Below are 23654 nucleotides of genomic sequence, written 5' to 3'. Positions count from 1 at the left end.
ATTTCTTAATATATACAAATCTATACGGATGAACAGTATTAAAATATGATATTGGTCACTAATGAAAAATAGACTTAGAAAATTAATGGATATCTTGTAATTTTTGAAGGTCTAATACTTTAATTGTTCGGCCTTCCATTTCTATAATTCCTTGTTTCTTAAAATCGGACATGGTTCTTATTAAAGTTTCTGTAGCAATACCAGCAACACTAGCAAGATCATTACGAGAGATTCTAATAGGATCTTCTGGTTTTGCATTTATTTTTTCAGCAAACCTTAAAATTGTAGCAGCGGTTTTTCGTTTTACAGAACTGTATGCCATTTGAAGTAATTGATCTTTTATACCCGTTATACCATCGGATAATAATTCAATAATTTCTAATGTTATTTTATGATTTTTATCTAATACTTCTTTGAGTTCTGATTTAGAAACGCCTACCATTTCAACTTCCGTCATAGAGGTTGCGCTTTCTTTATATGGAATATTTTGGGTAAAAGAGGTGTAACCAAAAATATCATCTTCTTTATGAAGTGCTGTGGTTAACTCTTTTCCTTCTTCATCATATTTAAAACATTTTACCACTCCACTTAATATAAGGTAGATGTAGTTGGAGTTTTTTCCTTCTTTGTAGATGCTTGCGCTTTTTTTGTATTTAAAAACGGTTCCGTTGTCGTCAAAGAAGTTTTTTAAATCATTAAGTGTTTTTAGTTCGTCTGTACCATCTTCAACGGTGTTCTCTTCCGTAGTATTTTGGTAAGACTCACGTTCTTCTTTTAAGATTGCAGCTTTTGCTATTCTACTTTCAATAGCGCTTATAATTTCATCTTCGCTAAAAGGTTTTGTAATATAATCGTCTGCACCTAAGTCCATTCCTTTTCTTACATCTTGACGTTCCGTTTTGGCTGATAGAAATATAAAAGGGATAAATTTTGTGTTACTGTTTTTAGATAATTCTTCGAGTACACCATAACCATCGAGAATAGGCATCATAATATCACAGATAATAATATCTGGTAAGTGCTCATTACTCATCTCTATTCCTAATTTTCCATTAGCAGCTGTTATAACATTGTAGTCTGAAAGCTCTAATAATTCAGCTGTATTTTCTCTTAATACCGTATCGTCTTCTATCAGTAATACTGTTTTCATATCTGTGCTTTGTTAGGAAGTTTAATCGTAAAAGTAGATCCTATATTTTCTGTGCTTTCAAAGGTAATACTTCCGTTTAAATTTTCTAAATGGTCTTTTACAATATTCAGTCCAATTCCGGTTCCTTGCATTAATAAGGCATTTTCAGCTCTAAAATAACGATTAAAGATGTTTTTTTGATCGACTTCAGGAATCCCAATACCGTTATCTATAACTTTGAATGTTGTATCGGTTTCGTCTTGTGAAATTTCAATATTTATAATGGTATGTTCAGATGAATATTTAATAGCATTATACATAAGATTAGACAAAGAAAGTTCTACAATTTTTTCATCTTGATACAAGGATAGATCATCTATGTTTTCGGGATAATTAATATGTTGACCATCTTTTAATAACATATTAGCATTGTAAATAACCTCATTTAAAACTTTACTAAGCTTAAAATTTGTGAATTTATAATTGATTTTACCTTTCTCTAATTTTTCAACAGAAAGAAAATCATTTAAAATAGTGTTGAGGTATTGTACTTTATCGGTAATCGTTTTTATGTGCTTTTCTCTCTTCTCTTGTTGTTCTGTTAGTTTATATTTATTCAACAAAATAGTTGAGGTTAAAATACCGCTTAAGGGAGTTTTAAACTCGTGAGATACCATTGAGAGGAACTTTGTTTTTAAATCGTTAAGTTCTTTTTCTGCAGCTAAGGCTGTTTTTAGTTCGTCAGTTCGTATCTCAACTGTTTTTTCTAAAGTTTGAGTATAATTTTTTTGTTCTGTAATATCTAAGATGATAGCCACGTAGACATCTTTGTTTCCAAATTGAGAACGTTGAAGATGAACGTTTGCAGGATATGTTGTTCCTGATTTACGTTGGTGAAGGGTTTCAAATTCAAGTTTTTCAACAGAACCCTTTTTTAATACTTCAATTTCTTTTCTAAATTGAGCTTCGGTATAATCAGGTTTAATGTCTAAGGGGGTCATTGCACTTAATTCGCTCATGTTATAACCCAAGTTTTTTTGAGCGCCATAGTTTACATTAATAAACAATAAGCTATTAGCATCAAATACGTAAACCTCATTTAGAGACTCGAGAATTATATTTGCTAAATGATTTTTTTCTTGCTCAAGCTTTTTACGCTCTGTAATGTCTATGACTAAAGCCATAATATAATTACCTCCAAAAAGGCTAAAAGGATTTAAACTGGCTTCAATAGGAAAAATACGGCCATCTTTTTTAGCTCCATTAATATCACGGCCATTACCCATGCTGCGTTTTTTGTTGTCTTTTACAAAGCCTTTAAAATGGTGACCATGATTTGCGCGGTGGTTTTGTGGGATTAAAATATTTAGATGTTGGTTATTTAGTTCGTTTTCTGCGTAACCGAACATTTGTTCACCAGCCTTATTCACTTTTACGATATTTTGTTTCTCGTCAACAATTACAACACCTTCTGAGACAGAGTTTAAAAGAATATTAAAAATTTCTTGATTTTGTTGAAACATCTTAAAAATGATTGGTTTTAAAATAAGATAAAGATAAAAATCCTATTCAATATATCAAGACTACAAGTATTAACTTGTAACAGTTCTTATTAACATATTTAAAGTGTTCTTTGTGTTGAAAACTTTATCATGAGTTTTTTTAAGGATTACGCTCTAAAACACGAGCTTTTTTAAACGTTTACTAATCTTATTGCAAATTGTATATCTATTTAGTACTCGCACAAATGAATCGTTATTCTTATTAAAAATGTTAATTTGCATACTAAGACCATTTGATCCCAAAATAGTATTGCAATTTTATGATTCGTGATTTTATATTTATTATCGTTTTTATCACTCTAGGAGGTGCTTCTGGTCCATTAAAAGAAAATCTAAATTTCGATATTGTTCATAAAGGAAATGTGATAGGGAGTCTTAATGCAACTAAAACAATAAAGGATTCTAAGATTTATTATAAGACTTCTACAACTATTAAAACTAGAATTATAAAAGATGTTAGTGTTAATTACAAATACAATGTTGTCTTTAATGATGATTTGCTAGAAACATCTGTTGTAGATATTACGGTGAATGGAAAACCACATGCCAAAACACATACTAAAAGAGTAAAATCAGTTTATCAAGTAGTAAAAGACGATAAGAATGAAGGGATTTTAGAGACTTCTATTTATAATGCCACTATTCAACTTTATTTTGAAGAACCTAAAAATATTATGCGCTGTTATTCTGAGCAAGCTGGAGATTTTAATACACTAGAAGCCTTGGGGAATCATTCGTATAAAAAAGTAAATTTAAAAGGAAGAGAAAATATTTATTATTATAACAAAGGTGTTTTAGAAAAGGCAACGATTGATGGGGGATTAATTAAATTTGAAATTATTGCTAGAAATAAATAACACTTTGGTTTCTTATTAAAATAGTACTATTAATATTTTAAAGTGCTGTAAAATTATTTCGTTTTAATTATTTAACATCTGTTTAAAACCAAGCTTGTACATTTGTAACAGAACTAAAAACCGGAAGTATGAATATAGGATTAGTATTATCTGGAGGAGGAGCCCGTGGAGCCGCTCACATAGGAACAATTAAAGCATTAGAAGAAGTTGGGATTTTTCCAACACATATTGCAGGGACCAGTTCTGGAGCTATAGTTGGTGCTTTATATGCGGCAGGTGTAAGCTGCTCCGATATTCTAAATTTCTTTAAAACCATACCGCTTTTTAATACTAAAAGATTTGCTATTAAAAAACCAGGACTCATTAATTCTGATAATTTTTACGACGATCTAAAAGCTTATTTTCCTAATGATAGTTTTGAAGATTTACAAAAGCCATTATTCATTCCGGCTGCAAATATTGTAGATGGCACATCAAAAATGTTTAGTAAAGGACAGCTAATAAAACCCATTATCGCATCGGCTTCTTTTCCGGGGGTTTTTACACCTACAGAAATTAATGGGAAATTTTATGTTGATGGAGGGACGTTAAATAATTTTCCGGTAGAGCCCTTAAAATCTAAGTGCGATAAAATTATTGGTGTTTATGTAAATCCATTAAAAAAAGTATCTATGCGAGATTTAAAACACTCTTACTCCGTTGTAGAACGTTCTTATAAAATTATGGTCGCTGCCGAAGCAATGTCTAAATTTTCTGAATGTGATATGGTGATTAGTCCTCAAGAATTAGTGAATTACACCACTTTTGGGATGAATAATGTTGATGCCATCTTTCAGTTAGGTTATGAAACGACAAAAAGAGCTTTAGAAGAAAATAAAATAGTATTTAAAAGTTAGCTTTTAAGTTATTTTGAATCGTAAGTTGGATACAGTTAAAAAATGAAGAATTTTAAACAGAATTTAAAAAATAAACCTACTTTATTTTTAATAATTGGAATTTTTGTACTGTTTATAGGAATTCCTTTTGGGGTTTATGGATTAACGTTGAATGGAGGCGCGAGTTTAGGAGGCGTATTAGTTTTACTCGGAGTTTTTATTTTTTTTCCTTTTTTAGTTATTGATCGAATTTTAGTAAATAAAATAAAACCGATTAAACTTTCAATTTTTGAATTCCTTTTTATAGGAATTGTTTTGATATTTTACTTGTCTAATAATAAAAAACTATATGTAGATTTATCTGAATATAATAGTGAGTATTTTGTTGTGATTTATAACAATGGGGATTTAAAAAACTCTGAATTGAATTGGAGCTTTCCAATTAATAAAAAAATAAAACCAAAGAATAATTCTATAATTATTCCTGAAGTATATAAACGGAAATATCAAATTAAAGTCGAGACACCTATAAAATGGCATGGTTCGAGCATGAATCCTGATAAAGTTAACAATATTAGTTTGAGAATATATACAGATGGAAAAACTAAACTAAATAGATCTGAAAAAGATTCATTAGCAAAACAAGAAATAATGATTATGGGTAATTTCTTATATAATTAATTGTTTTTAAAACTTAAGTACAGAAATTCTATATATCGTGATTGCTTGCTTAGTCGCTTAAGCTACACAGTTAATCATATATAAAACGTTAACTCAATAGTTTGTGATAAAAGATAATCTTCAGTAGAAAAAATAACATACCTTAATGGTCGGAAAATTTATCTCATGAATTTAGATATATCTATCAATAACTTACCAGCTTTGTTTTTCCGAACAAAAAACGACAAAAACTGGACTGCAGAATATATGAGTGAAGCTTGCCTTGAGCTAACAGGGTATACAAGTGCTGATTTTATTGAGAAGCGTATACACTTAGGGCATCTTATTATAGAAGAAAATAGAAGTAGCGTTTGGGATGTTATTCAACAAGCCTTAGCTAATCAACAAACATTTTACCTAGAATACCATATAAAACATAAAAATGGAGGCCTTAGGTTTTTGAGTGAACATGGTCAAGGTATCTATGATAAAAACAATAACCTAATTGCTTTAGAAAGGTTTGTTCAAGATATTTCAGAAGCAGATAAAACAGAGCAACAATTTATTCAAAATACTACTGAAAAACTTTCTAGTTATGCAGAAGAACTCGAAAATACAGTTCAAGAACGTACTAATGAGTTTAAGTATATCGTTCAGAAATTAACAGAATCTAATCTTAATTTAGAGGACCAAATCCAAGAAACCAGAATTGCAGAAAGTAAAGTATTACATAGTAAGTTTTTGTTAGAAAATATGTCTCGTAACTTTCCCAAAGGATTTGTTATTGTTTTTGATTTAAATTTTAAAATTCTTCTTGTAGAAGGGGAAGAAGTCGTTGGGTTGGGATTTAAAGGGATTAAAGATGTAAGAATTATATTAAATGATATTCTAGGACTTACGGAAATAGAAAAGGAAAAAATTAAATTAAATATTGAAAAAACCTTACAAGGAGAGCATTGTTCTTTTGAAATAGAATTTAATAACAGATGTTATTTGGTTAATACTACACCTTTAATGAATCTAGAAAATAAAATTGAACAGATTTTAATGGTGTATAATAATATTACACTTCAAAAAGATGCTGAGCTCGAAGTTGTAAATACACTAAAAAAAGAGCAAGAGTTAAGTGAGTTAAAATCACGATTTATCTCTATGGCTTCTCATGAATTTAGAACGCCTCTTAGTGCTATTTTATCTTCGGCAATTTTAATAGAAAAATTAAATGCCCCAGGTAAAGAAGATAAAAGACTAAAACATGTTTCTAAAATTAGATCTAATGTTAAAAATCTAGTTGTTATTCTCAACGATTTTCTTTCATTGAGTAAACTACAAGAAGGTAAAGTTTTAGCACAACCTTCATCTTTTGATCTTATCGATTTTTCAAAATCGGTTATAGAAGAGATGGAAAGTGTTAAAAAAAGCGGACAAACTTTTCATTTTAAATGCGAAGTGCCTAAAGTTGATGTATTTTTAGATCATAAATTAATGAGACATATACTTTTCAATTTATTATCTAATGCTATTAAGTATTCTGAAGAAGAGAAAACCATAGTTTTTAAAATAAAAATTGAAAATACTCAAATCTTTATCGCTATAATTGATGAAGGGATTGGGATTCCAAAAGAAGAGATAGAACATATGTTTCAACGTTTTTATCGTGCTAATAACACCACTAATATCGAAGGAACTGGTTTAGGATTAAATATCGTAAAGCAATATACTGAACTTATGGGAGGAGCTATAAAATTAGAAAGTAAACTTAATGTCGGTTCAACATTTAATATTCAGCTTCCTTTAAAGATGATATAGAATGAAAAAAATACTTTTAATAGAAGATAATCAGGATGTGAGAGAAAACACAGCTGATATTCTAGAGCTAGAAAACTATGACGTCATTACCGCAGAAAATGGAAAAATAGGTGTAGATAAAGCCTTAATAAATCTTCCGGATCTCATTTTATGTGATATTATGATGCCCGAATTAGATGGTTATGGGGTTTATGAATATTTAAGTCAGAATCATAAAACAGCGAGTATTCCTTTTATTTTTCTTACTGCTAAATCCGAAAAATCAGACTTTAGAAAAGGAATGAATCTTGGTGCTGATGATTATTTAACCAAACCTTTTGAAGAGGATGAGTTAATAGGCGCTATTGAGTGTCGTTTAAATAAGAACAATTTTTTAAAGAAAGAATTTTCTAAAAATATAGACGGTATTAATCAATTCTTTGATGAAGCTTCAGACTATTTAAATCTCCAAGCACTTTCAAAAGACCGTAGCCTTCAAATTTATAAAACCAAGGATCGAATTTTTGATGAAGGTAATGCTGCCCATCATTTATATTTTATACAAAGTGGAAATGTGAAAACTTATAGAACAACAGAAACCGGAAAAGAATTTGTAACAGGAATGTACGGTTCTGGTGATTTTATTGGGCAATTATCTTTGTTAGGAAACACAGGGCTTTACATAGAAACTGCGGGTGTTTTAGAAGATGCTGAGGTTTGTGCAATTCCTAAAGCCGATTTCACAAAACTCTTATACGGAAACAAAGAGGTCTCTAATAAATTTACCGGAATGATCTCTAATAGTTTAATTACGCTACAAGAACATTTAGTAGATATGGCTTTTGCTACCGTTAGACAACGCACTGCTAAAGCACTTTTAGAATTAGATGCTAAAGGAATGATTAAGGATGAAGAACACGCTGGTATCAGCATCCCTAGAGAAGATTTTGCTGGACTTATTGGTACAGCTACAGAAACAGCCATTAGAATGTTAACAGAATTTAAACACGAAGGTTTAATAGGTGTAGAATCTAATAGGAGACTTGTTTTGTTAGATCGAAAAGGCTTAGAGACTATTGCAGAATTCGGATCGCTATAAGTGTAAATCATATGGAGTAATTTTTATAAATATTGAAGAGTGATGTAGGTCATTTCTGTAAATAATTTGTTCTATTACATTTGTTACAGAAACTAGCAATTAGGTTGCTGATATTGAATTATTCATGAACTCTACTACAAAATCTTCGAGAGAAAAAAGGGTACTCTTAAGGTCTTATCCAAAAATTGAGCAAATTAAAAATGTGATAAATAGTATTTATCATACTCCTATTAATGACGTTCAAATTTCTGTTTTAGGTAAATTAGAAGCAGAAAAACCTAACTCTAATTTTTTAAATGCTAAGAAAAAATTACAGCAATACTGTGAGCACAATTTAAAATTGTCTTCAAATTTTGGAATCATCTTAAATGCAGATGTAGGTCCTTTTTTTATTGCAGGATTTCTTACGCCCATGTTTTTACAAGAAATTAATGGTAAAACCATAGGTTCAATGTCAACGGGGCTTTTTGGTATTTTAAGAGGACTTGGTATCAATCAAAATAATGTAAACACTTACTTAAAAGCATTAGAAAAAGGGAATTACATTCTAATTTTGAGAGGTTCAAGCACAGTGTTGAATAAATTAGAGTCTCAATTAAAAATTTTAGCTTAATAAGCTTTATCTTAACGACTGACCTAAGTCATTTCATCTTTTCTAAAAAGTAGAGACCTTTATATTATAATTATTAAATATGTGTCTCATGGAAACTACCGTTTTATATTCTCAAAATAAAAAAGAGTCTCGTGTTTTTGTAACCGAATCATTTTCAGATCTTGTTCAGCTAAAGAAAGAAGGAAATCAAATTTCTTTTGATGCTTTAGCGATGAAGATCATGCCAGAAATTAAAAGGTATGTTAATGATCAGATAAAAACAGCCATAAAAAAAGGAAACTTCTCAAAAAATAAATACAAAGCAAATGATATTATAGATCAACTTTTTATTGAAATTTATGATCATATCGATGAGGTTTCAAATGCAAAAGATTTCTATCTCTGGCTATTTAAAAAAACAAATAATTTGTTAGATGATATTATTGTAGAAGAAGAGTTTGATGATTTCTTTTTTAAAAATATAGATGATTATACCCAGCCAGAATGGGATGCAATGCAAGAAAATTATAGTAAAGATGGTGGTGGTGATTTTCTACTTGTTGAAGAACTAGATGATATATCCTATAATCATAATGATTATACATTAAACCCCATTTTTATTGAGGATGACCAGAAAGCGTTGGTAGAAAAAATAGATAATGATCTAACAGTAGAAGAGATTAACAATCACATTAAAATGGTACTCTATAATTTACCTGTTGCCATGCGAAAAGTTTTTGAGTTATCTGCTGTTCAAAATTTTGAATTAGAGGAAATTGCAAAAATAAATAACAATACACTCAATGAAGTTGAAGAGCTTTTACAAGATGCAAAAAAAGCATTACAAAAAAGTTTCTTTAATAGATATGATGTTAGATAATAAATACAGTTTAAAAGAATAAACTATTCATTACTTATTAATTTGAAAAAGTAGGTTTAAAAGCGATATAAAAATTGCAAGATAGCGGTGAAAAATGATATCATTGCAAGTGAAAACAGCTTTTAGGTTTTAGAAAAAATGAATAAAAAATTATCCAATTCAGTACTGTATTTAATGAGTGTCTCTGCTGGACTTGTGGTGGCTAATCTCTACTATAATCAACCACTTTTACACCAAATGTCTGTTGATTTTGGAGTTGGTGAGTCGGCTATAAGTAACGTGCCATTAGCGACACAGTTGGGGTATGCCTTTGGGTTGTTGTTTATCATTCCATTAGGCGATAAGATCTCTAATAAAAAAATACTACAGTTCGATTTTGCTTTAATGGTAATTTCACTTATTTCGGCAGCGATGTCTAGCTCGTTGTTTCTTCTTATTACGAGTAGTTTTCTTATTGGTTTTTCTTCTGCTATTCCGCAATTATTTGTTCCTATGGCGGCACAATTAGCGGATGATAAAAGTCGTGGGCGTGCTATTGGTATTGTAATGAGTGGTTTGCTTATTGGTATTCTAGGCTCTCGTGTTATAAGTGGTATTGTTGGTGAATGGTTTGGCTGGCGATTTATGTATTTTGCAGCAACCGGTTTAATGGTATTGCTTTTTATTTTACTTCAATTTAAGTTACCAAAAATCAATCCTACTTATAAAGGGAGTTATGGTAGTTTACTAAAATCTATTGGGTTTTATTTTAAAACGGAACCTTCAGTAAGACTCGCTGCATTACGTGGTGGCCTTGGATTTGCGGGTTTAAGTATTTTTTGGACCACCTTTGTTTTTTTGATGGAAGATAACTTTGGTTACGGTAGTGATATTACGGGGGCTTTTGGTCTCTTTGGTGTTATAGGAGCATTAGCTGCAGCCGTTGTAGGAAAGCTAAATGATAAATTCAACAAGAATAAAATCATTCTTTTCTCTGCCGTAATGCTAATTTTCTCTTGGGTTATTTTCTACTTTTCAGCAAACTCTCTTATTGGTTTAGCTGTCGGTGTCATTTTGGTAGATTTAGGATTGCAAATCTTACATATTACAAATCAAAGTATTGTGTTTTCTAAAAATCCAGAAGCTAGAAATCGCGTTAATACCATTTATATGGTCGGTTTTTTTATTGGTGGATCATTAGGGACTACGCTAGGTGCTTTGGCTTGGGAGCATTACGCTTGGCAAGGTGTTTCTGTTTTAGGAATCTTAATATCAGTTGCTATTTTAATCGTTCAATTGTTTTCTAAATCTCGATCTAAATAGTAAGTAACCTTTAATGATTAAGGGTTGTTTTTTTTACTTTTTCTGAATAAATCCAAGCAAAAATAGCGAGAACTAGATACAAGATTATAATGGCTAACATCTGTTTCCATTCATTTTTAAACTCATAATACAGTATCATTAGTCCACCAACGGCAAGTCCTATAATAGAAAGAATGGTTATAAATTTTGAAGAATTTGTTTTGTCTCTTATTTTATAATTGGCAATTGCCATTAGTAATGAGACAAATAAAAAGGTGATACTTCCAAATTCTAAAATTAGTTCTAAGCCTCCCAATAAAATTAAAATACTAGACATTGCTGCCATAGTGATAATGGCATTTTTAGGCGTGTTCTTTTTTCTAATAGATAACCAATGCGGAAAATATCCATCCTTTGCAATTACTGCCATTTGTCTTGAGGAACCAAATACAGTTCCACTAATAGCGCTACTTGTTGCTAAAATAGCACCTAAGATAACGATGTTAGTACCTAAGCTTCCAATTGCATTTCCTGCTCCTGCGGCTAACGCAAATTCTTTATTCTTAATTATTTCTTCTGTAGGTATTGCAAACAATGCCCCCATAGAAAGGACAACATAGATAATAATAGCTAACGTAATGGCAGTATAGATTGCTCTAGGGATGTTTTTATCAGGATTTTTCATTTCGTTGACAGCATTGATAACCAACTGAAAACCTTCATAGGCCACAAAAGTTAATGATGCGACTATTAGAATAGAGAATATGTTTGATTTTTCTGCATCAACAACCATATTGTCTACAAATGTTCCAAAATCAGTAGTACCATGTTGAATAAGTACGACGGATATAATTGTGAGTAAAATGAGTTTGGTATAAACCATGGCGTCTTCAATTTTCCCCATTCCATTAACACTCCAAATATTAATTAATGTGAATAAACCAATAACAGCTATCGCTATACTTTTTCTAATCCAAATATCATTAGCGAAATCGGTGCTACTAATAGCATAAGAAGCAAATGTGTAAGCGTACAATGCTAAGGTACTTATGTATCCAAAAAGAACAAACCAACCGACTACAGAGGCTGAAAATTTTGAAGCAGGATAGGTGCGTTTAAAAAAAGAATATGTAGCACCTTCATCTTTATAATATAATCCTAATTTAACGTAAGAATAGGCTGCTAAGGCAGCGATACAGCCGCCTATAATAATAGCGACAGGCGCCAAATTACCCACAATAGAAACAGCAATACCTAGAACCGTGAAAATTCCACCACCCACCATACCGCCTAAAGCAATGGCAACAAGTTCGGCTAAACCAAGGTTTTTGTTTCTTTTTCTGTGGATCATAGACTTAAATTAAATGAGATTTTAATGCCTTCAATAACCATATTGGTACCGATAATGGCAATAATTAACCCCATTATTTTATTTAAAACACCAATTATATTTTTCCCTATTTTCTCAACAATAAAATCGCTTAAGCGAAATGATAAATATGTTAAAGCACAGATGAAACCAAACATTATGATTACAATTATGATACGTGTTGCATCTACATCGGTTACAAAATTCATTGCAGTTACAATAGCACCTGGGCCAGCAAGTAGAGGAATTGCTAATGGTGAGATTGCTATTTGCTCATCGAAGGCTATATTTTTTAAGTGTTTAACACTCGATTTTACAGATTGAAGCATTTCGAATCCGATATAGAAAATAAGTATTCCCCCAGTTATTTTAAAAGCAGGAATAGTAATACCAAAAATATCAAATACAAACTTACCTAAGACTACAAATGTAGATACAATTAAAAAAGCTGTTAAAGTCGCTTTTTTATTTATTCGTTCTTTGGTTTCTGAATCAGCACCTTCTGTTAAAGAAACAAATAAAGGAATACCAGCGATAGGGTTCATTATAGCAAAAAAACCAGTAAAGACAGTTAAAGCAAATGTAATTAGATCGTCCATTTTTAGTACATTAATAAATTTTAAGGCCAATAGAGCCAAAATAATAGCGTGCAAAATTAGTTTAAATTTTAACAGGTTTTATTATTTTTATTAATGATTCACAGATAAAAAACAGTTGTTTTTTTTATCTGTATTTCGTTATTTCTCTTAATATTACTTCCTTCTTACTAACAGGTTAAATTTTAGTTGATTTTTATTTTAAAAAATCAGGATTTTGATAAGCAGGATTGGGGTATTTATAAAAACCTTCACCGGTAGAAACCCCTAGTCTGTTTTTGTCTATAAAATTATCTTTTAGATATTTTACTGTTTTTATCTTTAAGGGATCTTTTGTTTTTTCTGCAGCTATTTTATTAATATTATAGGCCGTTTTAATACCTACAACATCAAGGATACCTAAAGGTCCTAGTGGTGCACCTGTTCCTTTCATCCAGGTTTTATCAATAGTTTCTAAATCAGCAACATTATTAGCTATTAAGTTTATAGCAGCACTTAATAATGGCACCAATAACGAGTTAAGGATATAGCCAGGCTGTTCTTTGTGCAACGGTAATGTTAGCATTCCTATAGCTTTGGCAAAGGCAATAACATCTGTAAAAACTTTTGGATCTGTTTTAGAATGTCCCATAATTTCAGCAGTATTGTGAAGCCAAATGGTATTTGCAAAATGAAGCGCTAAAAATTTTGAAGGTCTACCTGTGGCTTCAGAAAATTGACTCGGTAATAATGTTGAAGAATTTGTAGCGAAAACAGTTTTTTTAGGAGCAACTTTAGCTAACTTATTATAAAAATCTATTTTTATAGAAGGATTTTCTGGTACTGCTTCAATTAGTAAATCTGCATCCTTTACTGCTTCTGCTAAATCTGAAGTGTAACTTAAATTTTTAAATGTTTCATCAATCTGTTGTTGTGTTGCATTTATATCTTTTTTATATGCTTCACTTAAAGTGTTGAACTTTGTTTTTGTCTTTTCTATTACGTCATCATTAATGTCATAAACGGTAACATTAAATCCATAAAAAGCAGTTTGAAAAGCGATCTGGTATCCTAAAACACCACTTCCTGCTATTGTTATATTTTTATAGTTCATGGTTGTATTTTTTTGTGTTTAACTTTTGATTTTGTTGTTGTAACAAAATTTCAATATAAAATTAGCATAACTTATTGTGCTTGGTAATGACTTAGGTCAGTATAAAAAAAGAGCCGAAATTTAGCGTTATAAATTTCGGCGACTCTCTTTTGTATTGAATGATATTATTTTAAATGTGATCTTAACATCCATGCAGTTTTTTGGTGTTGTTCCATCAATCCCGTAATGTAATCACCGATGCCTTCTGCTTTCCATTTGTCTGATATAGGTTCTATTTCTTCTCTAAGGGATACAATAATACTTTCATGATCTTCTAATAATTCAGCAAATATACTTTGACTGTCATTACCTCCTTTTGTTTCTTCAGTAAGATGTGTTAGATCTAAATAATCTTGTAAAGTAGCGGGAACATAATGGCCTAGCATACGTATTTTTTCAGCTACATTATCAACGATTGTTTGTTGTTCATGGTATAATGTTTCTAAATAAATGTGAACCGTATGAAAATCTGGGCCTTCAATATTCCAATGGAACTTTAAGATTTTTGAATAAAGTACAAATTCATCTGCTAATATTTTTGATAATTGGTTTGCTATCGCTTTTCTGTTTTGGTCTGTAATTCCGATGTTTGGAGTTTTCATTTTTTCTAATATTTAATTATTACTATTCAAAGGTATTAGAATGAAGAGTCTACTGCACTGACCTGAATCAGTCTAAAGGTTTTTGGGTTAACTTTAACATTATGAAATGTTTACAAGTGAAATAAAGAGGAGGTAAAGCTGTTTTTCTTCAGTATTAGGTTGAAATACAAATTCATTGTGTAGGTGGCAATAATTTACTAGTCTTAAATATATTTAGCTAGATTAGTATTAGAAATGACCTGAATGAGACCTTAAAAAAAACATATAAAATAGATAAAGCTTTTTTAGAATATAAGTCAGCAACTTATAACTACAAAACCAAACCTATTTTGTAGCTATAATACTGCTCATTATCATTTATCTATATTTTAACCCCCTTTTTTTAAGTTTAAAAATTTCACAAAAGAGGTAAAGGTTTTATTTAGGCCGTGAAAAATAAGAAAGACCTTCTTATTTACCGCATACTGAAAAGTTCTTGATGGAAATTTTTAGACAATAGCCCTTTTTTTAACAAATCCTTGCGCAACTCTGCTCCAAAACCTTTAGGGCCACAGAACCAAATACTAGCTGATTTCCAATCAGGCACTATTGTACGAAGTTTTTCTCCCGTTAATCGTCCATCACGTTTATCAATTATTACATGTAATTTCACATGGGCAGCGGTAGCATCAGCTGTTAGTTTTTTTAATACTTCAGGTTCCATTTCAGTAGTACTATGAAATAAATCAATAGCCTGAGTATTTGGGTGCTTCGCCAGTTGTTTCATTCGAGCAATAAAAGGAGTTATACCAATCCCTCCACCAATCCAAATCTGACGTTGGGTTGTATCATCAAAAGTAAAACAACCATAGGGTCCTTCAACAATTACTTTGTCTCCAATACTTAACCGCTCAGGAAGAAAATTAGTATAATCTCCTAATCCCTTAGTAATAAACATAATGAGAGGATTGTTAACATCCCAACTTGAGGCAATGGTAAAAGGGTGTTCTCCTTCTTTCTTATCAAAACTAACAAAGGCAAACTGACCACTCTTATGTCCTCTCCAACCTTCTTTTATTCGTATTTCTGTTTCTAGCACTTTCATTTTAGGAAAATAATGCTGTGTTTCTATAATGCCCTCCACCTTTCGTCGTTTACCTACCTGACCTGTTAACACAAGCACAGCAGAGACGGAACCTGAAATTAGCAAGAGAGCCATCACCATTCCTAATGGCTGCGTCCATAAAGAAAAGTTGAACAAAATCACAGCGTGAAATACTAAAACGAGATAAATTACAGCAATTAGTAAATGTGTCTTTTTAAAAATTTTATATGAAAACCTTTTGATTAATGCTAGAGTAATAAGAAGAACTAAGCCATAAAATGCCCACTCCCCAATCCACTTAGCAGGACTGTGTAGTCCTTGAAAAAATCCCTGAATTACACTTAATGAATTTGCTACTGAATGTGATGCACGATGATGACGACCTTCAATTACACCTAGATTAGATAGCCAATGCGGTCCTTTTGATGCAATCCAATGAGTAATCACTGCCACCAGACCAACAATCCCTAACCATTTATGAAGTCTATAAGATTTATCTAATCCGCCAAGTAAAGGTTCGAGCCACACTGGCCGAAGTGTAAGTACCATAGCTACACTCATTACTCCAATGCCAATAACACCTGAATATTGAACACATAAATCCCGAACAGACCACACAGATAGCATATTAGAAAATGGCATATTAGCCACGATCCATAAGCCTGTTAACACAAGCAATACACTTACTAACGAAATTTTAATATTTTTTAGCATCGTTATTTGAATTATGGTTCTAAATTTTAATTTAGATTTCTGATTTTCATGGCAAAAGAAACTTCCCCTTTTACAAGTTAAAATAGCCTATGTTATTTTAAATGCGCACGTAACATCCAAGCTGTTTTTTGGTGTTGTTCCATTAATTCAGTAATGTAATCACTAATACCTTCTGCTTTCCATTTGTCTGATACAGGTTGTATTTCTTCTCTAAGGAATACAATAGTACTTTCATGATCTTCTAATAATTCAGTAAATATGCTTTGACTATTATTACCTCCTTTTGTTTCTTCAGTAAGGTGTGTTAGATCTAAATAGTCTTTTAAAGTAGCAGGTGCATAATGCCCTAGCATTCGTATTTTTTCGGCTACGGTATCCACTATTTCTTGTTGTTCTTTATATAAGGTTTCTAGATAAAAATGAACGGAATGGAAATCTGGACCTTCAATATTCCAATGAAAATTCAAAGTTTTTGAGTAAAGCACAAATTCATCTGCTAATATTTTTGATAATTGGTTTGCTATTGCTTTTCTATTTTCATCTTTAATTCCGATGTTTGGAGTTTTTATTTTATTTTTTAATATTTAATTATTACTATTCAAAGGTATTAGAATCAGAGACCAATTGTACTGATCTAAGTCAGTCTGTTTTTTTTCTTTCTTTTTTTTGTCTGATAACTTTAACAAAAAAATCAAGATTATTAAAGCAGATAAACTTAGAAATAAACGAAGCTGTTTTTTTAATTAATACTATAACGATAAAATTTAAATACCACGAAGACTTCTAAAAATGAAGAAGTAACCGTGGTATGGATAAATATGATATTTAATTGTTTTTTTTTACGGGAAAGATTTCATTTTTATAACACCTCTTTCATGTGTTTATAATTGGTTTTAACCATTTCTAAAACCTCATCCATTCTTCCTCCTAAAATCATTTTACTTATAGACAAAGCATAGCCTTTCATTTGGTCGAATTCCATTTTTGGAGGCATAGCTAAAGCTTGTGGATTGGTAAATACATTGACTAAAACAGGACCGTCATGTATAAATGCTTCTTTTAAGGCTGCTTTTACGCCACTTGGTTCTGATACTGAAATTCCTTTGAATCCCATTGCTTCTGCAATCATTTTAAAATCTGGATTTACCATTTCTGTTTCATGGTTTGGTAAACCTTCAACTTGCATTTCTAATTGCACCATTCCTAAAGAACGATTATTAAATACAATTAACTTTATAGGAAGATTGTATTGTTTTATTGTTGCTAAATCTCCTAATAACATGGAGAGTCCACCGTCTCCACAAAATGCAATGACTTGTCGGTCTGGGTAAGCTAGTTGTGCACCGATAGCCATTGGCATAGCATTAGCCATAGAACCGTGATTGAAAGAACCTAACATAATTCGTTTTCCTGTACCGTCAATATATCTTGCACCCCAAACACAACACATCCCTGTATCTACAGTAAAAACAGTATCGTCATTGGCCATTTCATTAATAGTAGAGGCTACAAATTCTGGACTTATATGTTTTTCAGAACCGGTTTCCTTGACATAAATATTTAAATTTTCTTTTACTTTTTTGTAAAATTCTAATTGTGCTTTTAAGAAGCTGTCGTCTTCTTTTTCTTTAATTAATGGCAGTAATGCTTCAACGGTATCTGTTATTTTTCCGGTTAATCCTATTTCTAATTTGGCACGTCTTCCTAAACGTTCTGGTTTTTCATCTACCTGAATAATTTTATTTTTTACAGGCATAAAATGTTCATAAGGAAAATCGGTTCCTAATAAAATCACCACATCAGACTCGTGCATGGCATGAAAAGCTGAAGGCACACCAAGTAGGCCTGTCATGCCAACTTCATAAGGATTGTTATATTGCATTCCCATTTTTCCACGGAACGAATATCCAATAGGTGCTTTTAATAATTGTGCTAATTTTACAATATCGTCATGCGCTTCTCTTGCTCCAATACCACAATAAATAGAAATTTTTGGGTGTTTATTAACGAGGTCTGCAAATTTCTGCATCTCATGATCTGATGGGCGCAAAATTGTTTCGCTGTGATAATTATACATCGATGTAGCACTTTCTTCAGCAGGCATAGCCGAAACATCTCCAGGTAACCCAAATACGGCTACTCCTTTTTTATGAACCGCATTTTGCATGGCTGCTTGCAGCATACGGGGCACTTGTTTTGGTGTGCTTGCTAATTCATTATAGACACTACAATCATCAAATAATTTGTAGGTATTTGTGGCTTGAAAATAATCGACACCAAATTCGGGTGTGTTTATAGTTGACGCAATTGCAATCATTGGAACTCCAGAACGGTTAGCATCATATAGTCCGTTAATTAAATGTACATGACCAGGGCCGCTGCTTCCTGCGCAACAGGCTAAACCATCTAATTCGGCTTCAGCAGCAGCAGCATAGGCACCAACCTCTTCGTGGCGAACGTGAATCCATTCTATTTTTCCGTTTTTTCTTACAGCATCATTCAATTCATTTAAACTGTCTCCAGTAACGGCATAAATTCTTTTCACGTTATTCTCCACTAACATTTCTACGATTTGGTCTGCTACTTTCATTCCCATAATTTATTGTTTTTCTTAAGTGATTTGATACTTAAAGGTATTGTAATCAAAGCTTAATAGATTACCTTTTGCTTATTTAGACTGTTTTTTTACGAAACTTTAACAAAGCGATAAGTATTGCTAAGTATTGTGTTAATTTTTTTAATACTTAAATCACTATTTTACTCATTTGTTCTAGTTTATGATGCTCTTTTAAGTTCATTGATCTATCAAATTCATACATGTTTAGAACTCCAGTTTGAACTTCTACAGTTGAAATTTCGGATGCTGGAATATCTAAAATTTCGGTCATTAGTGCGCGAATGGAATTACCATGGGCAGAAACCAAAACAGTTTTCCCTTTGACTAATTCTGGAACTATCGCTTCAAAATAATAGGCAACAGCTCTTTCTTTGGTTTGTTCTAGAGATTCTGTTGTAGGTAATTCTTTTTCGGTAAGCTTACTGTATTTAGAATCGAACTTCGGATAACGTTTATCATTTACAGATAGAGCAGGAGCAGAATCACTATAACCTCTTCTTACTTTCCAAAAGAGATCTTCACCTGCTTCTTTTTTCACTTCATCTTTATTTTGTCCTTGCCAAGCGCCATAATGTCTTTCGTTTAATTTCCAGCTTTTAATAAAATCGATGTATGATATATCTGCTGTTTCCATAATTATGGACGCTGTTTTAATCGCTCTTTTTAAGTAAGACGAATAACAAATATCAATATTGATTTTTTGATCTCTGATTAATTCACCTGCAATTTTAGCTTCTTCTAATCCTTCTGGTGCGAGGTTTACATCTGTCCATCCGGTAAATATGTTTTTCATATTCCAGACGCTTTTTCCGTGTCTGACTAATATTAATTTTCCCATTTTTAATTTAATTTTTGGAATTTCTTGTTTCATGATTATTAATCCACAATGTCTTCTCCTAGGGCATCATGCAATTGGTATAATTTTTCTTCTTCTCTTTTAATACGTTTTCTTAATCGGTCTTTACGTGCTTTTTTATAGGTCTTAGAAATGGAATTTTCATAGTTTTCTAAACGAGATTTCAATGTATTAATACGGGCATTAGTTTTGTCTTTAATGCCATATAAAGAAGATTTTCTTTGCGCTTCTAAATCTTCAATTTTAGATTTTCGTTTTGCTTTTAAATTTTTGATTTTAGTTGTGATGCGCTTTTTTTCTTCTGAAGTTGCTTTCTTTAAATTATCGCGTTCATCTTCAATACCTTCTTCTAAGTCTTCAATTTCTTCGTCTACAAAGTCATCATAATCTAACCCCGCTTCGCTTCTTAAAATTTCGGAACTGTAAGGTTTTAATGCTTCGTCAATAAAATCGGGATTGTCTTCACTGACCTCTGCAATGATAGCAATGGTGCCAACAGCCATTTGATTACTGATTTTTTTGATAAAATTATTTTCAAAATTAAAATGACTTACATCCCAAAAAGCTCCAAAAGCGGTTCCTGTGTATAAGCCAATAATAAAACCTATTGGACCAGCAAAAGCGCCTGCAAAACCTCCAAGTGCCATGCCTGTAAATGTTCTCCAGCCTTCAATATCGGTTTGGTTGTTTAACACTTCATATTGATTGTTTTCTCTTTTACGAATTATAATGTGTTCATAGAGTGTAATATCTCCATATTCATCTAATTCTTTAATTTGGTGCAAAGCGTCAATCGCTTTTGCTTCTTCCTTAAAGGGAATCACGATTATATTTGCCATGATATTTATATTTTAAATGTTTTTGTTATGTGTGTAAATAAGTGAATTATTTATACTTCAAAATTAGAGCGTTATGTAAAGAGGGGCACTGACCTGAATCAGTATAAGGTGTTTTATAATAACTTTAACAAAGGCATAAAATCTTGATTGTCCTTTATGAAATTAGAGTAAACTGTTTGAACTAAAACGGGATCTCTTTTTATAGAAAAAAGAGATCCCGTAAACTAAACAACAATTAAAAAACCTATTTTATAAATGAGTTTATGTAGTTTTAGTAAGCGTTAAGCGGAGTTAACTAGCTACATGTACTGATCTAAAAACAAGAAAAAATCTTTTTTGAGTTCTGCATATATTTTTCTTTGCTTTTCTAAACACTTTCTGAATTTAATATGCTTTATGGCTAATTCTGTATCTATGGTATTTTCGTCTATTTTACTTTGTTTGGCTATTTGCGTTTCGTGCTTTTTAATGATTTCCTCTAAATCTTCGATGACACCGCCATGAAGTGCAAATTCATTTTGATAATGTTCTAACTTTAGAACGACATCTTTGTTTGTCCAACGTGTTACAAGTTCACTTAATCTGTTGTTGAACGATTTTAATTCATCTTTCCAGAATGCAAGTTCTGTTTTCCACAATTTGTGTTCGAAGTGCATATTTGGATTGTATAAGACTTCTGTTTTCATAATATAATTTCTTTATAAACTAGTTCTCAAATTTTATTGATATCCGTAGGTGTTTCAATGAGAACGCTTTTGTCTCCACATAATAAGATAGGTTGTTTCATGATTTCAGGGTAATGACGAATCATTTTTAACCAATCGTCGGTAGAGAAATTATGATTCTCAAATTGTTTTTTGTAAACAGGATGATCCTGATTTACCAAGTCAGAAACCTCAAGGCCTATGCGTTCTGCCAATTCTACGATTTGTAAGCCGGTGAGTTTTGTTTTTAAGATGTCTACTTTTTTTATTTTTAAACCTTCAGCTTGTGCATACGCTAAAGTTTGCTTTGCTCTTACAGAATTAGAGCTGTAAAACATAGTGATTTGTCTATTAGATGTTGCTATTTCTCCCATGATATTAGTTTTTTAGTGTGCTTAATCTTATTTTTTCTTCCTTTAGGTAATTCTTCAATACTATTTTTAAGCTCTCTAAATATTCTTCCATAATTACTTTGTCCATATGTGGGTGTGGACTTGTAGGTATGGTTATCGGGTTTTCGTCTAATGATCTATAAAGCTCTGGATATTTAGTTTCAATATTAGAGGTAAGCTCTGTAATCTCTATTAATATACGATGTAGGTTTTTCATTGCTTTTTAGGTTTTTACAAATCGACTTTAACTTTGAAGTTGTGATTTTGAACTTATGTTAAATTGTTTGAGGAGTTCTTCACCTTTAACAATGTGTTCTGTGATTTTAAAAATCTCTTTTCGGTTTTCTCTAAAATCTATTACAAATTGATTTAAGTCGTCTTCTAATTGCTCGTGTTCTTTTCTAAATTCATCAGAATTATAAACCAAAGGATCACCCATTAAATCGGTGAGGTATTGCAGTTGTTTATTAACTCTATTTAATAAAGATTCAGATTGTTTATCTACTTTAAGTAAATTCAGTTCAATTTCTTGGATGACATCAATATTCTCTTTTTTGGATATCCACAAGAAGTATTTGTCAATCAAATGGTGTAAAAATCTTAAGTCATCGGTGTAAAACGAAATATCAGTTTTCCAATGTTCAGTAAGTATGTATAATTTTTGCCAACCTGCTTTTTGAATATAATTATCTTTTGGTCTGTATCTAAAAGTATTCATGATATAGTATTTTACCATGTAAAAGTAGAAATGATATCTTTTATTGGAAATGACCTAGGTCAGTCTCTAAATTTTAACTTCAGAAAATTAGATTTCCAATGTGAGTATTTATCAATTTATTGTGATTTGTACCTTAAAATTGAGCCGAAATATGTTTTAAATCAATATAAATTCTATATAATATTGTTAGTTAGTAGGTTGTGTTTTTAAAAAGTTAAAGCAGGTAAATTCTTTTCTCTAGGCCGTTAATCTCCTATCTTTGTTAAATTACCTTCAATGTGTAGAGAATTATCTCAAATACTTTTTTTAAATAGAAAAATTATTATATTTTTGGTTAACCAATCTGGTTAACCAATTTTATTTATAATAATGCTAGCATGAGGTTTAAATTTGTATACGCGCTCTTTTTCTTTGCCATACTTGTAGCTAATTGCTCTAAGAGTGAGGATGCTTACGAAGAATTTGTGTTTGAGTCTGTAGATAACCCTGATGATGATAGTGGTGAGAATGATGATACAGATGGAACCTTTGCAGATATTGATTTTTCTAATTGGAAAGTAACTTTACCTGTAGATGAAAATAATAATGGAGGTCCAGATGAATATCAACCTTCATCATTAATAAATGGGCGCTATAGAACAAATAGTGCTATTCAACCTTACATGTATGATGACGTTGGAGATGCATCAATAGAATTTTACACATTTCCTAATATTTCTACAACCAACAGTTCTTATTCTAGAACCGAATTAAGAGAATTAATTAATCCATCTGATTCTAAAGAAAATTGGTCTTTATTAGAAGGGGGAACAATTGAAGGGCGTTTAAAAGTTGTTGATATTTCAGAAGACAGCGAAAGTAGTAGGCAATACCACAGAACGATTGTAATGCAAATTCATGGTATCCTATCTATAGAAGATATGTCTGCGCATGGTTTCTCTTCAAACAATGGTCCTCCATTAATAAAAATGACTTGGATAGATGGTGATTTATGGGTTTATAAAAAATCTTTAATAGATGAATCTACAACCGGTGATGCTCTTTTAGATACATCAAGTGATACTTGGTTTGATGAAAAAATTAATATGGGTTATGTTGGTTTTGAAGCATTTGATTTTAAGATTACAGCATCAGACGCACGATTAGAATTACAATTAAATGATGATGAGCCTGTGGTTTATCAAGATGTTAGTTTAGAAAAATGGCCTTTCGAAAATTACTTCAAAGCAGGTAATTATTTGAGCTCTACATCAGAAAGTGCTTTTTCTAAAGTAAAATATTACGAACTAAATGTTACACACTAATGAT

General features: G+C 31.3%; 24 protein-coding genes. 9 read left to right on the top strand and 15 right to left on the bottom strand.

The window, feature by feature from the left end; all coding sequences use genetic code 11:
- Nucleotides 1–82: 82 nt before the first annotated feature.
- On the bottom strand, nt 83–1150 hold the full coding sequence (locus H0I32_RS06740; protein WP_173588263.1) for a response regulator: 1068 nt from the start codon (nt 1148–1150) through the stop codon (nt 83–85).
- Nucleotides 1147–2652, bottom strand: coding sequence for a PAS domain S-box protein (locus H0I32_RS06735; protein WP_179312498.1), 1506 nt, complete (start codon nt 2650–2652; stop codon nt 1147–1149). Before H0I32_RS06735 ends, H0I32_RS06740 begins: the two co-directional genes overlap by 4 nt.
- Before the next feature lie 299 nt (nt 2653–2951).
- Between H0I32_RS06735 and H0I32_RS06730 the strand changes: the two genes are divergently transcribed.
- From H0I32_RS06730 to H0I32_RS06695, 8 genes are all read left to right on the top strand, one after another.
- Entirely contained in the window at nt 2952–3548 is a 597-nt protein-coding gene (locus H0I32_RS06730; protein ID WP_179312499.1) for a DUF6134 family protein, read from the top strand.
- A 128-nt stretch (nt 3549–3676) separates the two neighbouring features.
- Nucleotides 3677–4444, top strand: coding sequence for a patatin-like phospholipase family protein (locus H0I32_RS06725; RefSeq protein ID WP_173588266.1), 768 nt, complete (start codon nt 3677–3679; stop codon nt 4442–4444).
- A 42-nt stretch (nt 4445–4486) separates the two neighbouring features.
- Entirely contained in the window at nt 4487–5104 is a 618-nt protein-coding gene (locus H0I32_RS06720; RefSeq protein ID WP_179312501.1) for a hypothetical protein, read from the top strand.
- A 165-nt stretch (nt 5105–5269) separates the two neighbouring features.
- Entirely contained in the window at nt 5270–6892 is a 1623-nt protein-coding gene (locus H0I32_RS06715) for a PAS domain-containing sensor histidine kinase (protein ID WP_179312503.1), read from the top strand.
- A 1-nt stretch (nt 6893) separates the two neighbouring features.
- Nucleotides 6894–7970 (top strand): response regulator, encoded by a 1077-nt coding sequence (locus tag H0I32_RS06710; RefSeq protein ID WP_179312505.1) that lies wholly within the window; start codon nt 6894–6896, stop codon nt 7968–7970.
- Between the two features lie 202 nt (nt 7971–8172).
- The gene (locus tag H0I32_RS06705) at nt 8173–8583 is read left to right on the top strand and encodes a hypothetical protein (protein ID WP_179312507.1); all 411 of its coding nucleotides are present in this window, start codon (nt 8173–8175) and stop codon (nt 8581–8583) included.
- Nucleotides 8584–8671: 88 nt separating this feature from the next.
- A complete protein-coding gene (locus H0I32_RS06700) occupies nt 8672–9442 on the top strand; it encodes an RNA polymerase sigma factor (protein WP_179312509.1) in 771 nt (256 codons plus the stop codon).
- A 138-nt stretch (nt 9443–9580) separates the two neighbouring features.
- Nucleotides 9581–10744: an MFS transporter gene (locus tag H0I32_RS06695; RefSeq protein WP_179312510.1), complete on the top strand. Its 1164-nt coding sequence runs from the start codon at nt 9581–9583 to the stop codon at nt 10742–10744.
- 10 nt (nt 10745–10754) lie between these two features.
- Here H0I32_RS06695 and H0I32_RS06690 read toward each other — a convergent pair whose 3' ends face one another.
- The 13 genes from H0I32_RS06690 to H0I32_RS06630 form a co-directional block, all read right to left on the bottom strand.
- Entirely contained in the window at nt 10755–12074 is a 1320-nt protein-coding gene (locus H0I32_RS06690; protein WP_179312512.1) for an APC family permease, read from the bottom strand.
- Nucleotides 12071–12691, bottom strand: coding sequence for a MarC family protein (locus H0I32_RS06685; protein ID WP_179312514.1), 621 nt, complete (start codon nt 12689–12691; stop codon nt 12071–12073). Before H0I32_RS06685 ends, H0I32_RS06690 begins: the two co-directional genes overlap by 4 nt.
- Before the next feature lie 193 nt (nt 12692–12884).
- Nucleotides 12885–13781 carry a 3-hydroxyacyl-CoA dehydrogenase gene (locus H0I32_RS06680; protein WP_179312516.1) on the bottom strand — a complete coding sequence of 299 codons (897 nt, stop codon included), beginning with the start codon at nt 13779–13781 and terminating at the stop codon, nt 12885–12887.
- Between the two features lie 164 nt (nt 13782–13945).
- The gene (locus tag H0I32_RS06675) at nt 13946–14422 is read right to left on the bottom strand and encodes a Dps family protein (RefSeq protein ID WP_179312518.1); all 477 of its coding nucleotides are present in this window, start codon (nt 14420–14422) and stop codon (nt 13946–13948) included.
- Between the two features lie 454 nt (nt 14423–14876).
- Nucleotides 14877–16220 (bottom strand): ferric reductase-like transmembrane domain-containing protein, encoded by a 1344-nt coding sequence (locus H0I32_RS06670; protein WP_179312520.1) that lies wholly within the window; start codon nt 16218–16220, stop codon nt 14877–14879.
- Between the two features lie 92 nt (nt 16221–16312).
- Entirely contained in the window at nt 16313–16744 is a 432-nt protein-coding gene (locus H0I32_RS06665; RefSeq protein WP_317618118.1) for a DNA starvation/stationary phase protection protein, read from the bottom strand.
- Between the two features lie 335 nt (nt 16745–17079).
- Entirely contained in the window at nt 17080–18816 is a 1737-nt protein-coding gene (locus H0I32_RS06660) for a thiamine pyrophosphate-dependent enzyme (RefSeq protein ID WP_173588277.1), read from the bottom strand.
- A 148-nt stretch (nt 18817–18964) separates the two neighbouring features.
- Entirely contained in the window at nt 18965–19675 is a 711-nt protein-coding gene (locus H0I32_RS06655; RefSeq protein WP_173588278.1) for a 2,3-bisphosphoglycerate-dependent phosphoglycerate mutase, read from the bottom strand.
- Between the two features lie 38 nt (nt 19676–19713).
- The gene (locus tag H0I32_RS06650; protein ID WP_173588279.1) at nt 19714–20532 is read right to left on the bottom strand and encodes a DUF1269 domain-containing protein; all 819 of its coding nucleotides are present in this window, start codon (nt 20530–20532) and stop codon (nt 19714–19716) included.
- A gap of 299 nt (nt 20533–20831) precedes the next feature.
- Nucleotides 20832–21218: a hypothetical protein gene (locus H0I32_RS06645; RefSeq protein WP_173588280.1), complete on the bottom strand. Its 387-nt coding sequence runs from the start codon at nt 21216–21218 to the stop codon at nt 20832–20834.
- A 26-nt stretch (nt 21219–21244) separates the two neighbouring features.
- Nucleotides 21245–21610, bottom strand: coding sequence for an arsenate reductase family protein (locus tag H0I32_RS06640; RefSeq protein WP_173588281.1), 366 nt, complete (start codon nt 21608–21610; stop codon nt 21245–21247).
- 4 nt (nt 21611–21614) lie between these two features.
- Nucleotides 21615–21845 (bottom strand): hypothetical protein, encoded by a 231-nt coding sequence (locus H0I32_RS06635; protein WP_179312522.1) that lies wholly within the window; start codon nt 21843–21845, stop codon nt 21615–21617.
- A gap of 27 nt (nt 21846–21872) precedes the next feature.
- Nucleotides 21873–22346, bottom strand: a complete 474-nt coding sequence (locus H0I32_RS06630; RefSeq protein ID WP_179312524.1) for a hypothetical protein — start codon at nt 22344–22346, stop codon at nt 21873–21875.
- Between the two features lie 377 nt (nt 22347–22723).
- On the opposite strand from H0I32_RS06630, the gene H0I32_RS06625 reads away from it, so the two are divergent.
- Nucleotides 22724–23650, top strand: coding sequence for a polysaccharide lyase family 7 protein (locus H0I32_RS06625; protein ID WP_179312526.1), 927 nt, complete (start codon nt 22724–22726; stop codon nt 23648–23650).
- Nucleotides 23651–23654 lie beyond the last annotated feature (4 nt).

This window comes from Winogradskyella sp. HaHa_3_26 (assembly GCF_019278425.1).
Lineage (GTDB): Bacteria > Bacteroidota > Bacteroidia > Flavobacteriales > Flavobacteriaceae > Winogradskyella > Winogradskyella undariae.
This window is presented reverse-complemented; position numbering and strand designations above follow the sequence as displayed.

Bases quoted from the DNA above. Each gene is read 5' to 3' on its own strand.
- H0I32_RS06740 (WP_173588263.1), bottom strand. From the start codon at position 1,150: ATGAAAACAGTATTACTGATAGAAGACGATACGGTATTAAGAGAAAAT.
- H0I32_RS06735 (WP_179312498.1), bottom strand. From the start codon at position 2,652: ATGTTTCAACAAAATCAAGAAATTTTTAATATTCTTTTAAACTCTGTC.
- H0I32_RS06730 (WP_179312499.1), top strand. From the start codon at position 2,952: ATGATTCGTGATTTTATATTTATTATCGTTTTTATCACTCTAGGAGGT.
- H0I32_RS06725 (WP_173588266.1), top strand. From the start codon at position 3,677: ATGAATATAGGATTAGTATTATCTGGAGGAGGAGCCCGTGGAGCCGCT.
- H0I32_RS06720 (WP_179312501.1), top strand. From the start codon at position 4,487: ATGAAGAATTTTAAACAGAATTTAAAAAATAAACCTACTTTATTTTTA.
- H0I32_RS06715 (WP_179312503.1), top strand. From the start codon at position 5,270: ATGAATTTAGATATATCTATCAATAACTTACCAGCTTTGTTTTTCCGA.
- H0I32_RS06710 (WP_179312505.1), top strand. From the start codon at position 6,894: ATGAAAAAAATACTTTTAATAGAAGATAATCAGGATGTGAGAGAAAAC.
- H0I32_RS06700 (WP_179312509.1), top strand. From the start codon at position 8,672: ATGGAAACTACCGTTTTATATTCTCAAAATAAAAAAGAGTCTCGTGTT.
- H0I32_RS06695 (WP_179312510.1), top strand. From the start codon at position 9,581: ATGAATAAAAAATTATCCAATTCAGTACTGTATTTAATGAGTGTCTCT.
- H0I32_RS06690 (WP_179312512.1), bottom strand. From the start codon at position 12,074: ATGATCCACAGAAAAAGAAACAAAAACCTTGGTTTAGCCGAACTTGTT.
- H0I32_RS06685 (WP_179312514.1), bottom strand. From the start codon at position 12,691: ATGGACGATCTAATTACATTTGCTTTAACTGTCTTTACTGGTTTTTTT.
- H0I32_RS06680 (WP_179312516.1), bottom strand. From the start codon at position 13,781: ATGAACTATAAAAATATAACAATAGCAGGAAGTGGTGTTTTAGGATAC.
- H0I32_RS06675 (WP_179312518.1), bottom strand. From the start codon at position 14,422: ATGAAAACTCCAAACATCGGAATTACAGACCAAAACAGAAAAGCGATA.
- H0I32_RS06670 (WP_179312520.1), bottom strand. From the start codon at position 16,220: ATGCTAAAAAATATTAAAATTTCGTTAGTAAGTGTATTGCTTGTGTTA.
- H0I32_RS06660 (WP_173588277.1), bottom strand. From the start codon at position 18,816: ATGGGAATGAAAGTAGCAGACCAAATCGTAGAAATGTTAGTGGAGAAT.
- H0I32_RS06655 (WP_173588278.1), bottom strand. From the start codon at position 19,675: ATGGGAAAATTAATATTAGTCAGACACGGAAAAAGCGTCTGGAATATG.
- H0I32_RS06650 (WP_173588279.1), bottom strand. From the start codon at position 20,532: ATGGCAAATATAATCGTGATTCCCTTTAAGGAAGAAGCAAAAGCGATT.
- H0I32_RS06645 (WP_173588280.1), bottom strand. From the start codon at position 21,218: ATGAAAACAGAAGTCTTATACAATCCAAATATGCACTTCGAACACAAA.
- H0I32_RS06640 (WP_173588281.1), bottom strand. From the start codon at position 21,610: ATGGGAGAAATAGCAACATCTAATAGACAAATCACTATGTTTTACAGC.
- H0I32_RS06635 (WP_179312522.1), bottom strand. From the start codon at position 21,845: ATGAAAAACCTACATCGTATATTAATAGAGATTACAGAGCTTACCTCT.
- H0I32_RS06630 (WP_179312524.1), bottom strand. From the start codon at position 22,346: ATGAATACTTTTAGATACAGACCAAAAGATAATTATATTCAAAAAGCA.
- H0I32_RS06625 (WP_179312526.1), top strand. From the start codon at position 22,724: ATGAGGTTTAAATTTGTATACGCGCTCTTTTTCTTTGCCATACTTGTA.